The following is a 14,339-nucleotide window of genomic DNA, read 5'->3' on the forward strand; positions in this document are numbered from 1 at the left end:
TGAGCATCTCGGTGGAGACGGTGGAGGCATGCCGGTGAGTCTGTTCCCGCTGGCCGAAGGAGCAGCGCAAGGCCGAGGTCCCTTACTACGTCCACCGCACGCTGGCCGGGATCAGCGATCCGGAGCAGCGTTTCGCGGCGATCGAAACGCCACCGAAGGACGAGTGCACCGGCCTGCGGCGCTGGACCGAGGCCGCAGTCAAGCAAGTAGCCGGGCGACAATTCGCTGATCGGGCGAGCGTTCAGCAGAAGATCGACCGCATCCACGACCTGGCCCGTGATGAGCAGGTCGCCGCGGCGGTGGCCACCGACCTGCTGCGCAGGCCCGCCGTGGTCGCTCAGGTAATCACCGATGACACCGCCCGCCACCTGGTCAACCGGGCGCAAGCCGACCAGGCACGCCAGGCCGCCCAGGCAGAGCGGCACCAGCTGGCTGAGCGCGCGGCCGAACGCGCGCGCCAGCACACCGATGCTCCGCACCAGGTCGCCGAGCCCCTCCAGCCAGCGGGGCCGGCCGACCACGTGGCATCCACGAGCGTGCTACCCCACCCCTCCCGGGGGTTGGACCCGGCCGTAGTTGGGCCCCTGGGGAGCACTGGGACGTGATCGAAGAGTTGTCCATGCTGTGCTGCGCGTGGAAGACGGCCTACCTGTGGGAGGGCGCGGCTGCGCGCGACGCCAGCGACTACCTCGACCGGCTGCTGCCCGGCGCGATCGCCCGCGCCGCCGTACGGCTGCGTCCCTGCGCGCAGACCCACTACCCCGACGGCGCCCGCCGCCTGGTCGACCGGACACTGGCCGAGCTCCGCCCGCTGTGAACCCTCGGATGTTGCCATGACCTACCTGCATCCGGTCAGGAAGTGAACCAAGCCGACCCGTGCGCGTGCAGTGCGGCGTTCGATGCTCACCATCCCAGCTTTTTTCGAAAACTTGTTCGCTTCAAGGGTTGTGGCTCCAGGTAAAGCTGAGGTAAAAATGATCCTGTTTTGCCCCTTTTGATCACCGATTGAAGGTGTTAGTGAGCAACTCAGGAAGAAAACGCTGGTCGCGGCCTGTCGCGACGGCACTGGCGGTCCTCATGCCCGTCTCGGTCATGATGGTGCCCGCCGCAGCCACCCCCACCCCCAGCCCTCCCTCACTGCGCGGACGGCCGAACCGGCACTCAAGACGGCCTGGCAGCAAGCAACGGCGACCAGCCGCAAGATCGAAGTGCCAGGCCGCTCGACCGAGACGATGAAGGTGTGGGCCAACCCGGACGGCAAGACGCTGTCGGCCGAGATCCACCCCGGCCCGATCCAGCTGCGCGAAGGCGACGCCTGGAAGCCGATCGACACCACCATCGTCGAGCGCGACGGCGTCCTGCAGACGGCGCGGGCCAAGACGCCGCTGACGTTCGGCAAGCGCGGTGGCAAGACGCTGGTCACCGCCAAGGCCACCCGCGGCGAGGCCGGTTTCGGCTGGACCAAGCGCCTGCCCGCCCCGCGGACGAAGGGCAACCAGGTCATCTACCCGGACGCGGTCGCACCCGGCATCGACCTGGTCACCACCGCGCGGCCGGACGGCTTCACCCAGAGCGTCGTCATCCGGCAGCGGCCGACCGACCCGTCGGCGCTCAAGGCGATCAAGCTGCCGCTGTCCACGCCCAAGGGCATGACGTACGGCAAGGCCACCTCCGGCGCGCCGCAACTGCGCGCGGCCGACGGCAAGCCGGCCACCGCCGACATCGTCGCCCAGGCCGTCGACGCGAACGCGGAACGCTCCCCGGACGAGGGCCACATCCGCGAGGTGGCCACCAGCGTGGAAACCTCGCGCGGCACCCCCTCGCTGGTCCTGAAGCCGGACCCGGCATTCCTGGCCGACCCGGCGGTGACCTACCCCGTCACCCTGTCGGCGCCCAGCGAATGGGTCGGCGCCGGCCTGGCCGATGACGGCTGGGTGAACAAGAACAACCCCAGCCTCAACCACCTGACCGACGGCTGGCTACGCGCCGGCACCACCAAGACCAGCGCGGACATCGCCCGCATCTACCTGAGGTACGAGGTCACCGGACCCCTGGCCGGCGCGACCATCGACAATGCCGACCTGATCATGTGGAACTACCGCTCCGGCCTCGACCCCGCCGAGTTCCCCAGGAACTGCGCCTTCCCCGACCGCTCCGCACCATCGCGCGCAAGCTCACCGCCTCCTGGCAGCCATCCACCCTGTCCTGGAACCAGCAACCGCCGCACACCGTCAACGGCCAGGCCGGCGTCAAGGGCGCCTACAGCGACACCGAAGGCTGCAACGGCGGCGGCGAACTGCTGTACTCCATCGAACCGATCGTGCAGGGCTGGGCCAACGGCGAACCCGACCACGGCCTGGTCGTCATGAGCGGCTACGAGACCACCGCGATCAACTGGCGCCAGTTCTACTCCAAAGAAGGCGGCCCCTGGGACCGCACCCAGCCCAACCATGCCCCGGTCCTGTTCATCGAATACCAGCCGGGCACGGTAGAAGTCGGTACGTTTCAGTACGGCTCGTGGAGCGCCACCGAACAGGAGCTCGCTGAGCAGCACGCTCGGCGGACCGAACCGGGCGCCGCCGCGCCGTTCACCGCTCCCAGCGAGGAGGAGGCGCGGCAGAGCGCCATCACTTCATCGGCACGCGTCTCCGTCGACTCCAACGACGGCACGCTTCCAACCGGCTTGAGTGACGAAGCGCTGCAGAAGTTCGTCAACGACGAACCTCTGCCAGGTGAGGACACCGACTTGAATGAGCCGGACCCTCCTTTGCCGCCCGACACTGAGGCGCCGCAGGCGCTGACCAATCCGGGCGACGGGCAGCAGGAGGTCGACCCGGATACGTCCGTCAGGGTCGCCTTCACGGAACCGGTCACCGGCGTGATCTTCGAGATGAAGGATCAGGCCGGCCAGGTGGTGCCGCACACGGCCACGCCTATCGAGGATGGCCCCGACAATGACGGATGGATCATCCAGCCGGATCAACCACTAACTGAAGCAGCAACCTATTCCTTGCGGATCACCGCTGCCAAAGACGCTGGCGGCAACGTCATGGCCGACACAGTCGTCTCCTTCACCACCCGAGGGACCTCCACCCCCACGCCGACCCCCACCCCCACGCCGGGCACATGCACCGAACCGGAATGGGTCAGTGCCAGCGTCTACGTACGCGGGACCAAGGTGAGCTGGCAAGGGCGCACCTGGGAATTCATCAGCGACTTCTTCGGTAACGCCGAGCCTTCCGATGAGTCTCCGTATTGGAAGGATCTGGGCGAATGCGGCGCCAGCACCCCCACACCTACACCTACGCCAACGCCAACGCCGGGTACGTGCTCCGAACCCGAGTGGGTTCGTGACACCCTCTACTCCACCGGCGCCAAGGTGTCCTGGAACGGACACACCTGGGAGTTCGTCCACACCATGGGCAATCAGGAGCCGAGCGACACCGCCCCTTACTGGGAGGACCTCGGCCCCTGCACCGCTGGTACGCCTACTCCCACGCCGACCGGCCCGGACACCACGCCTCCCACGGTGCTCAGTGTCACGCCCGCCCAAGGCGCCACCGACGTGAGTCCGTCGGCCACCATCCAGGTGACCTTCAGTGAACGCATCACCGACTGGGCCGGGTCGGTCAGCGCCATCCAGCGCAACGGGACCGTGGTCATGCTTCCCGGTCAGTGGACGCAGGACCAGAGCCAGACCAAACTCACCTTCACTCCGGCATCACAGCTCGCGTCTTCGCTGGAACATGTGGTGCGGCTGACCGACGCCACCGACATCGCAGGCAACAGCCTTGCCGACGTCTTCGAGTCCCGGTTCAGCACCAAAGCCGTCGCCCCCGCCACGACCAAGGCCGCAGCTGACGATGGCCTGATCGCCACCTGCTGGGCGAACAAGGACAAGGCCAGCGACCCTATAGCTGACGGATATCTGATCAGCCGGCACAACTGGTGTGCGATCCAAACGATCGTCCGAGGCGACGCCAAGATCGGCGGCAAGGACGTCATCCAGCACAACGGCCTCTCGGCCGACGCCACCATTCTGGGCAGCACCTACGGCGGCCAACGGACCGCGAATCGCCAGTTCGAATTCCAGATCTCGCTGAAGAACGTCACGCCAGTCGGCCTGACCTTCCGGCAGAAGGCCTACATCGAAATCGGTGTCTCCACCGACGGAACCACCTGCCGCGTCGCCAGCGAGGCCTCCTTCCGAGGCAAATGGGATGAGTGGCAGAACGGCAAGAAAGCCAACTTCACGTTCTTCTCTGACGAAGCCAACGGGCGCGGCCCGGACAAGGTACAGCACTGTCACCCCAAATTCTCTGCCAAGGTCTGGCTACCTGACATTCCGTCCACGCCGCAATATCTGTACTGGTCCACCGCCAAGCCGCAGGTCCGCTGCGACTCGATTGAAAAGGATGAGGCTGCGTACGGCAAGGGCTGCGTCTTTGACAAGGCGGTCCTCGTCTATCGCACGACCGAGACGAACGCCGGGCTGCCCTGGGATGTCGGAATCAAGGGATCCAACCCGCCCACAGTGGATCTGGCGTATCTGACGACCGCCTATCGGAGCGCTACCTCACACGTCTGGACTGCGCTTCACAAACCCCAGCTGACCTTCCCGTGGAGTCCCGGAAAGACTATCCTCGGGCACGAGATCGGCGGACAACCTCTCCATCGAACCGTCAGCGAAAAATGGAAGAAGAGAAACAACAAGAAATCCGCCAGGATCTGCACGAACCTCTTCTCGGAGTACAAGAGGAAAGATCAAACGCTGGGCAAGCCGGATCACTACAAGATTTTCGAATGCGACGAGTTCCCCTTCCAATCCACCATGGAAGGGAGTTCGACGGGGCTGGGGGTCGAAGGCCCCAGGAAACCGGACACGTTCAGCTACTCAGTCAGGCCCGTGTACTGGAGGTCCAACGGCGCAGAGGGCACCGAGCTGAGAATCTTCTACGGTCACAACCGGGTCCTCGGCGAAGACAGCAAGCGCAAGGATCCCTACGATCGCTTCTACGTTGAAGCCTACGTTCCCGGTCTATTTCCACACGGCCGATAGATAACTCGTGACATGCAGGGGCCCTCGCCCGGGGCCCCTGCATGTTGCATACACAGACGGAAGAAGCCAATGTACGAAGAAATTCTTACCCGCAACGAAGACGTACTTGGGCCCCACTACGAGGCGTGCGAGCTCATCGTCACCATTCCCGATCATGGAATACTCACACCCGAAGGAGCGATCGAACGACTGGGATACGATCCGAGGGAAGCCAGAACAGCCCTTCCCAACGAAATCCGCGCGATGGGCGATCTTGCCTTTATTCAGGCAGGCACGGGAGTGGTCGCCATAGACATGCTCGACCCCAACGGTCTTACTCAAAGTGTCACCGAACGGCTGGGTGGGCCAGGGTTCCGGCATTGGTATATGGCGATGGAGCTATCCGGCCGTAGCAGCTTGTACTGCCGATACGGTGATGTGGAAGGCTACGTGACCGATCCGGACTTCGAGGATCTTTCCGACGTGGAATGGAGAACACGTCTCGGCCCACTCGCTCCTTACGCGGATCTCATCAGCGCTACTTTCGAAGAGGACGCTGAGTTCAGCGAAAGCGCGGCATACCTGACAGCGATCGAGCTTGAGAGCGGCATCCAGTTCACAGCGGAACTCCTTCAGAATCCTCGCCTCATCCTTCCCGAAACAGTGATTAACTGGCCCCCCGTATAGGGCTGGTGGTCAGCCGGCGGTGAGGACAGGTGAGCTTTGCCAGCCCGCGCGTCCGGGGTTTGCTGATGGTTGTGACCTGCACGGGGTCACGAAGTGGCCCTTACGGCGGCCGACTTGGAGCTGGTTGTCCCCAAACTTTTTTGATCTTGCTTGTGGCTCGGCTCGCGGCCGACGGGCGGCTTCGTGGTCGCGCTCGCAGCGTGTGCGGGGTCTTCGAGCGCGAACGATGCGGAGGGGCCGAGATGCCCCGCCGGCGGTCGGTCAGAATACGGGTTCGCCGGTGAAGCCCCCTTCGGGATGTACGGCAGCGGGCCCAGGTGTGGGCGGGTCGAGGAGACGGGTGGTGAGTTCGGCGATGCGGCGGGCGTGGTCGCGGTTGTGCACGTGGATCTCGATCACGGTGAGGCGGCTGCCGCTGTCGGTGATCCGGAAGTCGGCTGAGACCTGCTGATGGTGAGGGGCGCGGATGCGCACGTCGTCGCCGCGGCGGAAGGTGCTGGCGTTGGGGATGGCGGCGGTCACCGCGGCGGCGGTGGCGGCCTGCTCGCGCAGGGCGTCGTGGTGGTCGGCGATGGCGTGGGCGCCGCGGGTGGTGGCGTAGGTGATGTGGTGGTGGCGGCCCCCCAACTGGCGCGGCTGGTGCCGTCGGGGTAGCAGCCGCTGATGGTCATGCGGCCGGTGCGGGGGTGTGGCGCAGGCAGAGTTCGGCGTGGCCGCGGGTGATCCAGAAGGCGGCGGAGCCGTCGTGGCGGCTCAGGTGGTAGCCGCCGAGCTGGTCGGCGATCTGCTCGGTCAGGTCGCGGGCCAGGTCGATCTGGTCGGCGTTCAAGAGCATGGCGTCCTTCCTCACAGGGAGAGCGGGTGCGCGGGCGGCGATCGGGGCGCGGGGGGTGCGACGCCCCGGGCGTCCATGAGGGCTGGGTTAGGGGAAGAGAGCGCCGATCAGGGCGGCGGTGAGCAGGAGGAAGGCCAGGCGCTGGGCGTCGAGGGCGCGGCGCAGCCAGACGCGGTGGGTGTAGAGCTGGTCGGTCAGGGTGGCCAGGTCGTCGGCGGTCCGGTGGGCGGATCCTGCGCCTGCCGATAGTGCCATCCGCCCAGGTCATGTGGTTGCAGGTCTTCTCCTACGGTGCGCGCGCTCTCCGGCCATCACGAGAGGGAACAAGTACGGCATGATGATCGGCCGTGCTTCTTGGCCTGGCCTATCTCGCCGTCACGAACGCCTTCGCCGCACTACGGTTGCTGCCGATGGAGACCGGGACAAGGATGTCGAGATTCTCGCCCTGCGTCACCAGATCACTGTCCTGGAACGGCAGCTTGGCGCTGCTGCCAGGGTGAGATTCGCCCCGGAGGACCGGGCCTTTCTCGCCGCGCTCCTGACCTCGCTGCCCCGAGAGGTCCTGCGCCGATTGCGGCTCGTGGTCCGGCCGGACACGGTCCTGCGTTGGCACCGCGATCTGATGAAAGGGCCTCATGCCCGTATCTGCCGACCGAAGCGGTCTGGGCGCCGCCCACGGTACGCTCCATTCGCGCTCTCATCTTGCGCCTGGTTCGGGAGAACCCCTGCTGGGGCTATCGGCGGGTCCATGGGGAGCTCATCACGCTCGGCATCACGGTCGCGCCGTCCACGGTGTGGGAGATCCTCAAGCAGGAAGGTATTGATCCGGTGCCCGAGCGGGCGTCCACCACGTGGGCCGACTGCCTGCGCTCGCAAGCGGACGCCCTGCTGGCCGCCGATTTCATCGAGACCATCACCTTGAACGGGCGGCGCCACTACATCCTGGCGGCCATCGAGCACGTCACCAGGCGCGTCCGCGTGCTCGGCACCACCGCGCACCCAAGCGCGAACTGGGTCATCCAGGCGATAAAGAACTTGGTCATGGACCTGGACGGTGCGGGCTGCCGAGCGCCCTTTCTGATCCGAGACCGGGATGGAAAGTTCCGGCGCTCATGGACGAGATCCTCGCCGAAACCGGCATCAGGACGGTGCTCACCGGCATCCGGATACCGCGAATGAACTCAATCATGGAGCGGTGGGTGCAGTCGTGCCGTCACGAGCTTCTCGACCGCTGCCTCCTATGGAACGAACACCACCTGCGGCACGCCCTGTGCGAGTACGAACACTTCTACAACCAGCACCGCGCCCATCAAGCACTGAACCAAGCGGCTCCGCTGCGTTCCGTCCCGGACCCGATCACGGACCCCGAGCGAATCATCGACCTGAACATACGCCGACGAGACCGGCTCGGCGGCGTTCTCCACGAGTACTCACATGCCGCTTGACCTGCGTGGATTAAATTCTCGGCAGGCGCAGTGCCGCGCCGAGGGTCGGTCGTGCAGACCGGGCAGACGCGTCGTGCGGCTCGGCGGTCGCGGCGCACCGGGATCCAGGGCCGCCACCGCTCGACGGCGTTGATTCCGGCCTCGCCATGCCGCAGCAGCACCGAGTGCTGGCGGACGTAGGTGTGGAACGCCTCGGAGCCGTTGCCGGGGTCGAGGGTGTCCAGCCAGGGCACCCAGCCGGCGATGGTCATCAGCCGCAGGTCCACCCGAGGTAGTGCCGGTCCGTTCGGCGAGGGCGTCCAAGAGCGCGGCAGGCGGATCCCAGTCCAGGTCGTCGTCGAACGCGCTGCGCGCCAGGGTCGAGGCCGAGCCGACGTTGTGTTCCGGCAACTGCATGACCGACATGCTGTAGAGGGCGGCGAGACGGGAGAGCCAGGACGACAGCGATCTGCACCTGCTCCAGCAGACCCTCGATAACCGGCGCCTCCGCGCCCTGCCGGGCCGTCACCGAGGCCAGTGGATCCAGCTGACCGATCCGCCGCTCCAACGTGCCCCGCGACGGCACCGCCAGCCCTCGGAGCCGGCACTGCTGGACGACCTCCTTGTAGACCGTACTCACCGTCCGACGCTGCCTGGTCAGATACCTGGACCGGATCACCTCCAGCAGCAGCGCCTCGACCTCCTCGGGCATCCGGCCCTGGCCCCGGTCCCGGCCACCACTCAACCGGCGCGGAAGCAGATCAGAGGCCACCCCCGACCCCGTCCGCCACCTCTTCAGCAGCCCATAGACCTGGCGGCGAGAGATCCCCGGCTCCACCGCTGCCTCAGCCGCCTCCGCGCTCCGAACACGCGGCTCCCGCGCCAGCCGACCGATCACCTCAGCCCGACGGACAGCGACCAACCAGTCCTCCGCCGAAGCCGTCAACACACCCAGCTCCGTCACACCCGCCACACCGTCGACCATGCCGACCTCACCGTAGTGAACACGAGTACAGACAAAACCGACGCTAGTGCACAGGAGTACTGGAATCAGGAATATCCGAAGTCTTCTGCAATCAGCCACATCGCTCCAGGTCGCCGGTGAACACGACTCCAGGAATCGACATCCGCCGGGCGGCGGCCGACTCTCGCAGAACTGGTCATTTCTGCGAATCGCACACCATCACCGAAACTACGCGGAGCTACTTTGCGGCTGGTGACGCCGACCCGAGTGCCGGGCCAAGATATCGTCATCGTCCGGGACGAAACGAGGGCGAGGCACGACCCCCTGCGGAGGCACCGATGGCAGACGGAACCACGAGCCCGGGCGAGGCCTCGCCCGGGTGCGGCTGGCGCTCCGGGCCGCTGGTCGGCCGCTGGCGTTCGGCGAACGGGACGGCGGGGGTGTTGTTCGGCGACGAGGTCGTCTTCTCCGCCGACGGCACGGGCGAGCTGCGCCACCACTCGGCCCTTCACGGCGAGGAGACGCTGGCCTTCCGCTGGCGGATGGAGGGCGAGGCCGTCCTGCGGCTCCGCCTGATCGACGACGAGGAGGACCAGGACGAGGACGATCTGGTGGCGGTGGAGTTCCGCGCGTACGACTCCGACGCCGGCCGTCACGTGGTGCTGGCCGAGGTGGGGCGGGACGGCTTCTGGCTCTGCCTGGACCCGCTGGAACGGGTGGGGAGCTGACGGGCGCTCCGGGCTATGTCCCCCGCCGACGGCCCCGGGCTACCCGCCGTCGCCCATGGCTCGCGTGGCTCTTCCCCGGGCTCGGCGTCCCAGGCCTCCATCCGCACAACGGCCATGCGGGCACCGGCCCGGCTCACGAGCTCGGCCTGGCCCAGCGAGAGGCCGTCCTGTCTGGCCACGGGCAACCCGTGTTCGATCTCCTCCTCGTCCTCTTGGCCGTAGCCTGACACGTCCTCCAGGCTGAAACGCCAGCACGTGATCGGCGCCTCGTCGTCCACGCTGCGGATCAGCCGGGCCATCGCGGCCTCCTTCACCTGTTCACAGCCGCAGACCCTAGCGATCACGAACGACAGGTCCGCACGGGGCCGAACCACGTTGTCAGCGCCTCGGCCAGGCCATCGTGTCCACCGGCCCAGGCCACGTAGCCGTCCGGCCGTGCGAGCAGGTCGTCCTCGCCGGCAGTCCTTCGACCTGCCATCGTCCATGAAGGCCGTTGAGCGAGCCAGCAGAACGTCCCCTTCGACACCGCCGGCCACCTCTTCCGCTTCGGCTCCGGGCTTGTCCTTGAGGTGGGATCGGCCACCGAGATTCGAGACAGCGAGAACGCCCACCGAACTCTTGGTCCGAACTATGGGCGCCTCCATCTCAGAGGCGGAAGGGATCCGCACGCCACGCGTAGTGCTCGGGCAGGTGGAAGTCGGCCACGGGAATCACTTGGCTGGTGGGAGATGTGCCGCTCAACGTGACCGGTCTGAGCCGCTTGTGGCACAGCGCGGTCGGGGGCTGCCGGAGTACGAGATTGGTGTAGCCCTCTTTGCGCAGCTCGAAGCAGAGCGCCTTGATCACTCGAGCGGGCAGCTTCGGATGGTGGCGGGATCCGACCAGGTGGACGTAGCGGAGCTCGCAGGTGTCAGGGGTGGGATGGCCGAGAACGGCGCCGATGACGCCGAACAGTTCGCGCCGATGGTTCTGATCGAGGACCAGCAGCAGGCGCTGCCGGCCGGCGCCGGTGTCCTGGAAGATCTGCCGGCGTAGGTCTTCGACGCTGTCCGTGCCGGTCAGCTCGGTCACCAGCGGTTCGTCGTAGGGCTCGTAGTCGCGGACGCGGTCCGCCCAGCGCAGGTGGAGGTCCAGGTACTCCTCGTGTACGCAGGGCATCATCCACCAGTGCCTGCGGGTGCAGCCGGGGTCCCAGTGGTAGGCGTAGTGGATGAGCGAGGCGGCCAGGTCGGGGTGGGCGCTGGCCCAGATGTCGTCAAAGACGTAGCAGGTCCGGTAGCCGGTGGAGTCCGTGTGCAGGGCCATCTGCGCCAGATGCTCGCCGACGTGGACGAGGGTCTGCTCGGGCCGGCGCCCCTCGTGGAGGGTCAGGGTGCGCAGGTCTTCGAGCGCCGCCTGGTGGGCTTGGTCGTGCGGCTCGGGGAAGTCTCTGGCGTCGCCCGCGAAATGGTTGAGGCGTTCAAGGGCAGGTGCGATGCCGTTTTCGTCCGGGGCTACCAAGGCTCTGAGGTCGAGGAGGTGGCCGGGCCAGGCGTCCCGGTCGTCAACAGGCCGGCGCAGTGCCGCGCCGAATTCGGGCAGCCGCACACCGGGAAAGACGTAAGTCCGGTCCCAGCCGAGGGTGTCATGTCTGGCCTCCAGGGAGGTGAACAGGACGTAGGTGGCTCCAACACCGCCGGCTGCCGGAGGGGCCAGTTCCACGCAGGGGAAGGGCGCGACGAATGGTGTCGGGCCGGGAGCGGCAGCGTCAGGCAACGGCCAGGAGGGGTGGACGGGGTAGGTCCAGCGGTCCGGATGCTCATCGACGTGGGCGTCGTCGACGAAGTAGAACGCCTCCTCCAGAATCGTGCCCATGCTGCTGATGCGGATGCTGTGGGCGTCGATGTGCAGCTCGCTGTCAGCCCACCACTGCAACCGAATGCGGCGGCGTAGTTCGACGATGTCCTCGGGAGGGGCGTCGCCGCATTCCCTCAGCCGTTCCAGCTCGTGGGGTGCGTCGTTCAGGTCGGCATGAGCGAGGGCGAGGCCATCCGGCTCCCATAAGCGACGAAACCACTCGAAGACGGTGATGTTGGGCACGTGCCGGACTTTCTTGCACAGCGGCCCGGCTTCCCAGTCGCGATGAACGAAGTACATCAGGTGTCAACCCCTTGTCTCATGACCGCGTGGCCGGCCAGCGTCAGCACGGAAGAGTTCCGTCCGAGGACGGACAGTGGCCCCGCTCGCCGCTACCGGTGGCCAGCACCATCGTCCCGCTGTCCAGCGTCCTCCATCAGGTCACCTGCTCGCGCCGCGCCGGAGCACCTGCATGAGGGCTCCAGCGTGGTGCGGGTAGGCCGACAGCGTCTGCCGTCCGGTGGCGCATGCGGCGTCGGGGTCGCCTTGGCCCGGTTGCACGGTCGCGAGCAGGGTGTGGTGGGGCGCGCGGGTGCGGACGTTGCTGTCGGGCAGGGCCAGGGCGGTGTCGGCGTAGAGGTGCAGGTCACGCAGGGCGTGCATGAGCGAGCCGGAGTGGTGGGCGGGGGTGAACGTGGCCAGCCGCGCGGGATCGGCTTGCGGCCGTGAGCGGTCCATGGCCGTCAGGGCGCGGCGGATGGCGGTGCGGGCCCCGTGTAGCGACAGCCAGGCCAGCTCGTAGTGGGTGGCGAATGTCTTCAGCTTGCGCGCGTCGATCTCGCCGAGGTCGCCGAGGTCGCCGGGGCTGACGAGCACAGAGGTGAGCGCGAGCGCCGCCACGCCTGGGCGGGGTCGGTGGGGCTGTTTCGGTGTTGTCGGTCCGGTTCGTCCGTACTCTTTCCTCATGTCTGCTGCAGAGGGTGTCTCCAGGGCCTCATTCTCCGGTGCGTTGTTGCCGATCTCTCAGCCCCGGCCGATGGTGGTTGTGCCGTCGACGATCTGGGCGGATGAGGAGTGGACGCGTATCAAGCTGGGATACCGCTGTCGTGGCATGGATGAGAAATGGAACATCTTCGCCGAGAACGGCGTGCTGTTCCTGCACCGCAGCTGGACCGGTCATGGCATCTATGAGGTGTCTTTCGCCGCAGCCGAAGGCGGCGGCTGGCGCATCACCGAGGGTGTGGTGGAGTGCGATCCGAAGCGCCATCGGACTGGTACGGACACGGTCGACCACGAGTACGACAGCCTCATGGTGGAACTGGTGATCACGACGATCCTGCTGGGTAAGGCCGCGCCCGAGTTGTTGGAGAAGTTCAGGGAGTTGGCCACGCGTAGAACAGGGCGTTCCGATCTTCCTGCCGGTGCGCTTCAGCATCACACGCTGGGCATTCACACCGAGTAGCAACGGGTCGGCGCAAAGGGCTGGTCGGCCTGCTTGGATTCGGGCTGGGGTGCGGCCTGTGGCTGCACACCAATACCCGTGACTGGATGCGGAGAGCAAATCAGGCACGCCCGCGACCTGCTCACCCGGCCGGAGAACACCATCTCCTCCATCGCCCGGCCGCTCGGGGTCAGCCGCTCGACCATCTACAAGTACGTCCCCGAACTCGCGACAGGCCGTGCTGTCGAACAGCCAACGGCACCAGCCGAGCTGGAAGCGGGGAACTGAGTTACCAGGTCAGGGCCTATATGGCGGCTAGTGTCATGTTGGTTAACGGCACTCCGCCTACAGCGGCAGGGCCAGCGCGGCCGTCGCGTGCCGGAGGCCGACGTGGCCCGTCAGCACGCCGCGGTGCTGGCCGCTCTGCCCACCCTGAAACAGGAGGCCGCCCTGTTCGCTTGCGCGCGTCGGCGATCTTCCCGTCCATGACGTCCCGGCGCCACCGTGGCCAGATGGAACAGCCAGCCGCCCACATCGAGATCTTCGTGGCCCTGTCCACCATGTACGGGCACTAGATCGGGGCGATGAAGTACACCACGGGCACCGAATGGACGCAGGGTAAGCCACGCCGGCGAGCCGCCGTCCGCGCCGAGCGCTCCAGACAGGCGCTGAAAGCGACGCCAGACCGTGGCCGCCGCGACACGGCACACTGCCAACTTCCCCTGGATCGGACTGGTGCCCGGCGCCACCCGAACCGCCTTGACCGAACTGCTGGACATCTATCCCGAACACCACCACACCCAGCGCCGCTTGCGTACCCTGGCCAGCCGCCTGGACAACCATGACGCCTTCAACAAATGGCGCGCATCGCTCGACACCCACTGGACGCACCTACTCGACCGGCTGGTACGCACCCGCAACGCGATCACCCACGGTGGCCCCGCCACAACCGGCGCCGTACGGTCCATCGCCTTGTTCGCCAGCCAGCTCAGCGACTGGGAGGTAAAACTCGCGCTGGAAGCTGCCCTGCAGAACATCAGCCACGAAACAGCTCACCGAGACTTCTTCAAGATCAGCAACGACCTCCTCGGCAAGATCCACAACGCCCCCAAGCATTGGGGACGATCCACGACTCCGCCGTACCGTCACCCCCGCGTAAGCGCTCAGCCCGCCGACCGATGAACGCCAGGTGAAAATGAACAGCCAGATGAACGCCCGAATCGGACACAGCTGCGGAATCGACGTCCGTCGAGGAGACTCTCTGCTGGCGTTCGCCATTCGGTCGTTAGATGAACGCGCGTTGATCTTGCTGTGACTTGCCCGGTCAATGCTGGGCAGCCATGAAGCACCCCCGATGCACATTGATGAGTTGGTCGGACGATCCTG

Annotated in this window: 19 protein-coding genes; 10 read left to right on the forward strand and 9 right to left on the reverse strand. The window is 66.5% G+C overall.

From position 1 onward, the window contains the following. Positions 1-110 precede the first annotated feature (110 nt). From ACIBHY_RS52630 to ACIBHY_RS52645, 4 genes are all read left to right on the forward strand, one after another. Positions 111-605, forward strand: a complete 495-nt coding sequence (locus tag ACIBHY_RS52630) for a DUF6192 family protein (RefSeq protein WP_397310813.1) — start codon at positions 111-113, stop codon at positions 603-605. Then, a complete protein-coding gene (locus tag ACIBHY_RS52635; RefSeq protein WP_397310798.1) occupies positions 602-817 on the forward strand; it encodes a hypothetical protein in 216 nt (71 codons plus the stop codon). The genes ACIBHY_RS52630 and ACIBHY_RS52635 overlap by 4 nt, the downstream gene beginning before the upstream one ends. Positions 818-2,089: 1,272 nt before the next feature. Continuing rightward, positions 2,090-5,059 (forward strand): Ig-like domain-containing protein, encoded by a 2,970-nt coding sequence (locus ACIBHY_RS52640; protein ID WP_397310799.1) that lies wholly within the window; start codon positions 2,090-2,092, stop codon positions 5,057-5,059. Between the two features lie 69 nt (positions 5,060-5,128). Further along, positions 5,129-5,725, forward strand: a complete 597-nt coding sequence (locus tag ACIBHY_RS52645) for a hypothetical protein (RefSeq protein WP_397310800.1) — start codon at positions 5,129-5,131, stop codon at positions 5,723-5,725. A 261-nt stretch (positions 5,726-5,986) separates the two neighbouring features. Here ACIBHY_RS52645 and ACIBHY_RS52650 read toward each other — a convergent pair whose 3' ends face one another. From ACIBHY_RS52650 to ACIBHY_RS52665, 4 genes are all read right to left on the reverse strand, one after another. Then, positions 5,987-6,352: a hypothetical protein gene (locus ACIBHY_RS52650; RefSeq protein ID WP_397310801.1), complete on the reverse strand. Its 366-nt coding sequence runs from the start codon at positions 6,350-6,352 to the stop codon at positions 5,987-5,989. Between the two features lie 40 nt (positions 6,353-6,392). Continuing rightward, positions 6,393-6,560 (reverse strand): hypothetical protein, encoded by a 168-nt coding sequence (locus ACIBHY_RS52655; protein ID WP_397243861.1) that lies wholly within the window; start codon positions 6,558-6,560, stop codon positions 6,393-6,395. A gap of 87 nt (positions 6,561-6,647) precedes the next feature. Next, on the reverse strand, positions 6,648-6,815 hold the full coding sequence (locus ACIBHY_RS52660; protein ID WP_397310802.1) for a hypothetical protein: 168 nt from the start codon (positions 6,813-6,815) through the stop codon (positions 6,648-6,650). Between the two features lie 109 nt (positions 6,816-6,924). Next, complete coding sequence (locus tag ACIBHY_RS52665) at positions 6,925-7,197, reverse strand: hypothetical protein (protein WP_397310803.1); 273 nt, start codon at positions 7,195-7,197, stop codon at positions 6,925-6,927. 65 nt (positions 7,198-7,262) lie between these two features. Here ACIBHY_RS52665 and ACIBHY_RS52670 point away from each other — a divergent pair, with 65 nt between their 5' ends. Continuing rightward, entirely contained in the window at positions 7,263-7,739 is a 477-nt protein-coding gene (locus ACIBHY_RS52670; RefSeq protein ID WP_397310804.1) for a hypothetical protein, read from the forward strand. Further along, the gene (locus tag ACIBHY_RS52675; RefSeq protein ID WP_397310805.1) at positions 7,673-8,005 is read left to right on the forward strand and encodes an integrase core domain-containing protein; all 333 of its coding nucleotides are present in this window, start codon (positions 7,673-7,675) and stop codon (positions 8,003-8,005) included. Before ACIBHY_RS52670 ends, ACIBHY_RS52675 begins: the two co-directional genes overlap by 67 nt. Before the next feature lie 250 nt (positions 8,006-8,255). Here ACIBHY_RS52675 and ACIBHY_RS52680 read toward each other — a convergent pair whose 3' ends face one another. Then, positions 8,256-8,969 (reverse strand): DNA-binding domain-containing protein, encoded by a 714-nt coding sequence (locus ACIBHY_RS52680; protein ID WP_397310806.1) that lies wholly within the window; start codon positions 8,967-8,969, stop codon positions 8,256-8,258. A gap of 317 nt (positions 8,970-9,286) precedes the next feature. On the opposite strand from ACIBHY_RS52680, the gene ACIBHY_RS52685 reads away from it, so the two are divergent. Continuing rightward, positions 9,287-9,676, forward strand: coding sequence for a hypothetical protein (locus ACIBHY_RS52685; RefSeq protein WP_397243853.1), 390 nt, complete (start codon positions 9,287-9,289; stop codon positions 9,674-9,676). On the opposite strand, the gene ACIBHY_RS52690 is transcribed toward ACIBHY_RS52685, so the two are convergent. The 4 genes from ACIBHY_RS52690 to ACIBHY_RS52705 all read right to left on the reverse strand — a co-directional run bounded on the left by ACIBHY_RS52690 (position 9,601) and on the right by ACIBHY_RS52705 (position 12,412). Next, complete coding sequence (locus ACIBHY_RS52690) at positions 9,601-9,975, reverse strand: hypothetical protein (protein WP_397243851.1); 375 nt, start codon at positions 9,973-9,975, stop codon at positions 9,601-9,603. The two genes, ACIBHY_RS52685 and ACIBHY_RS52690, sit on opposite strands and share 76 nt — an antisense overlap. Positions 9,976-10,016: 41 nt before the next feature. Then, positions 10,017-10,154: a hypothetical protein gene (locus ACIBHY_RS52695; protein WP_397243849.1), complete on the reverse strand. Its 138-nt coding sequence runs from the start codon at positions 10,152-10,154 to the stop codon at positions 10,017-10,019. 167 nt (positions 10,155-10,321) lie between these two features. Further along, positions 10,322-11,812 carry a hypothetical protein gene (locus ACIBHY_RS52700; RefSeq protein ID WP_397310807.1) on the reverse strand — a complete coding sequence of 497 codons (1,491 nt, stop codon included), beginning with the start codon at positions 11,810-11,812 and terminating at the stop codon, positions 10,322-10,324. Between the two features lie 141 nt (positions 11,813-11,953). Further along, a complete protein-coding gene (locus ACIBHY_RS52705) occupies positions 11,954-12,412 on the reverse strand; it encodes a hypothetical protein (protein WP_397310808.1) in 459 nt (152 codons plus the stop codon). Between the two features lie 64 nt (positions 12,413-12,476). Here ACIBHY_RS52705 and ACIBHY_RS52710 point away from each other — a divergent pair, with 64 nt between their 5' ends. From ACIBHY_RS52710 to ACIBHY_RS52720, 3 genes are all read left to right on the forward strand, one after another. Further along, positions 12,477-12,974: a hypothetical protein gene (locus ACIBHY_RS52710; protein ID WP_397243841.1), complete on the forward strand. Its 498-nt coding sequence runs from the start codon at positions 12,477-12,479 to the stop codon at positions 12,972-12,974. Between the two features lie 78 nt (positions 12,975-13,052). Further along, entirely contained in the window at positions 13,053-13,241 is a 189-nt protein-coding gene (locus ACIBHY_RS52715) for a helix-turn-helix domain-containing protein (protein ID WP_397310809.1), read from the forward strand. A gap of 471 nt (positions 13,242-13,712) precedes the next feature. After that, positions 13,713-14,135, forward strand: a complete 423-nt coding sequence (locus tag ACIBHY_RS52720; protein WP_397310810.1) for a hypothetical protein — start codon at positions 13,713-13,715, stop codon at positions 14,133-14,135. The last annotated feature ends 204 nt before the right edge of the window (positions 14,136-14,339 follow it).

It is taken from the genome of Nonomuraea sp. NPDC050547 (assembly GCF_044457345.1).
Lineage (GTDB): Bacteria > Actinomycetota > Actinomycetes > Streptosporangiales > Streptosporangiaceae > Nonomuraea.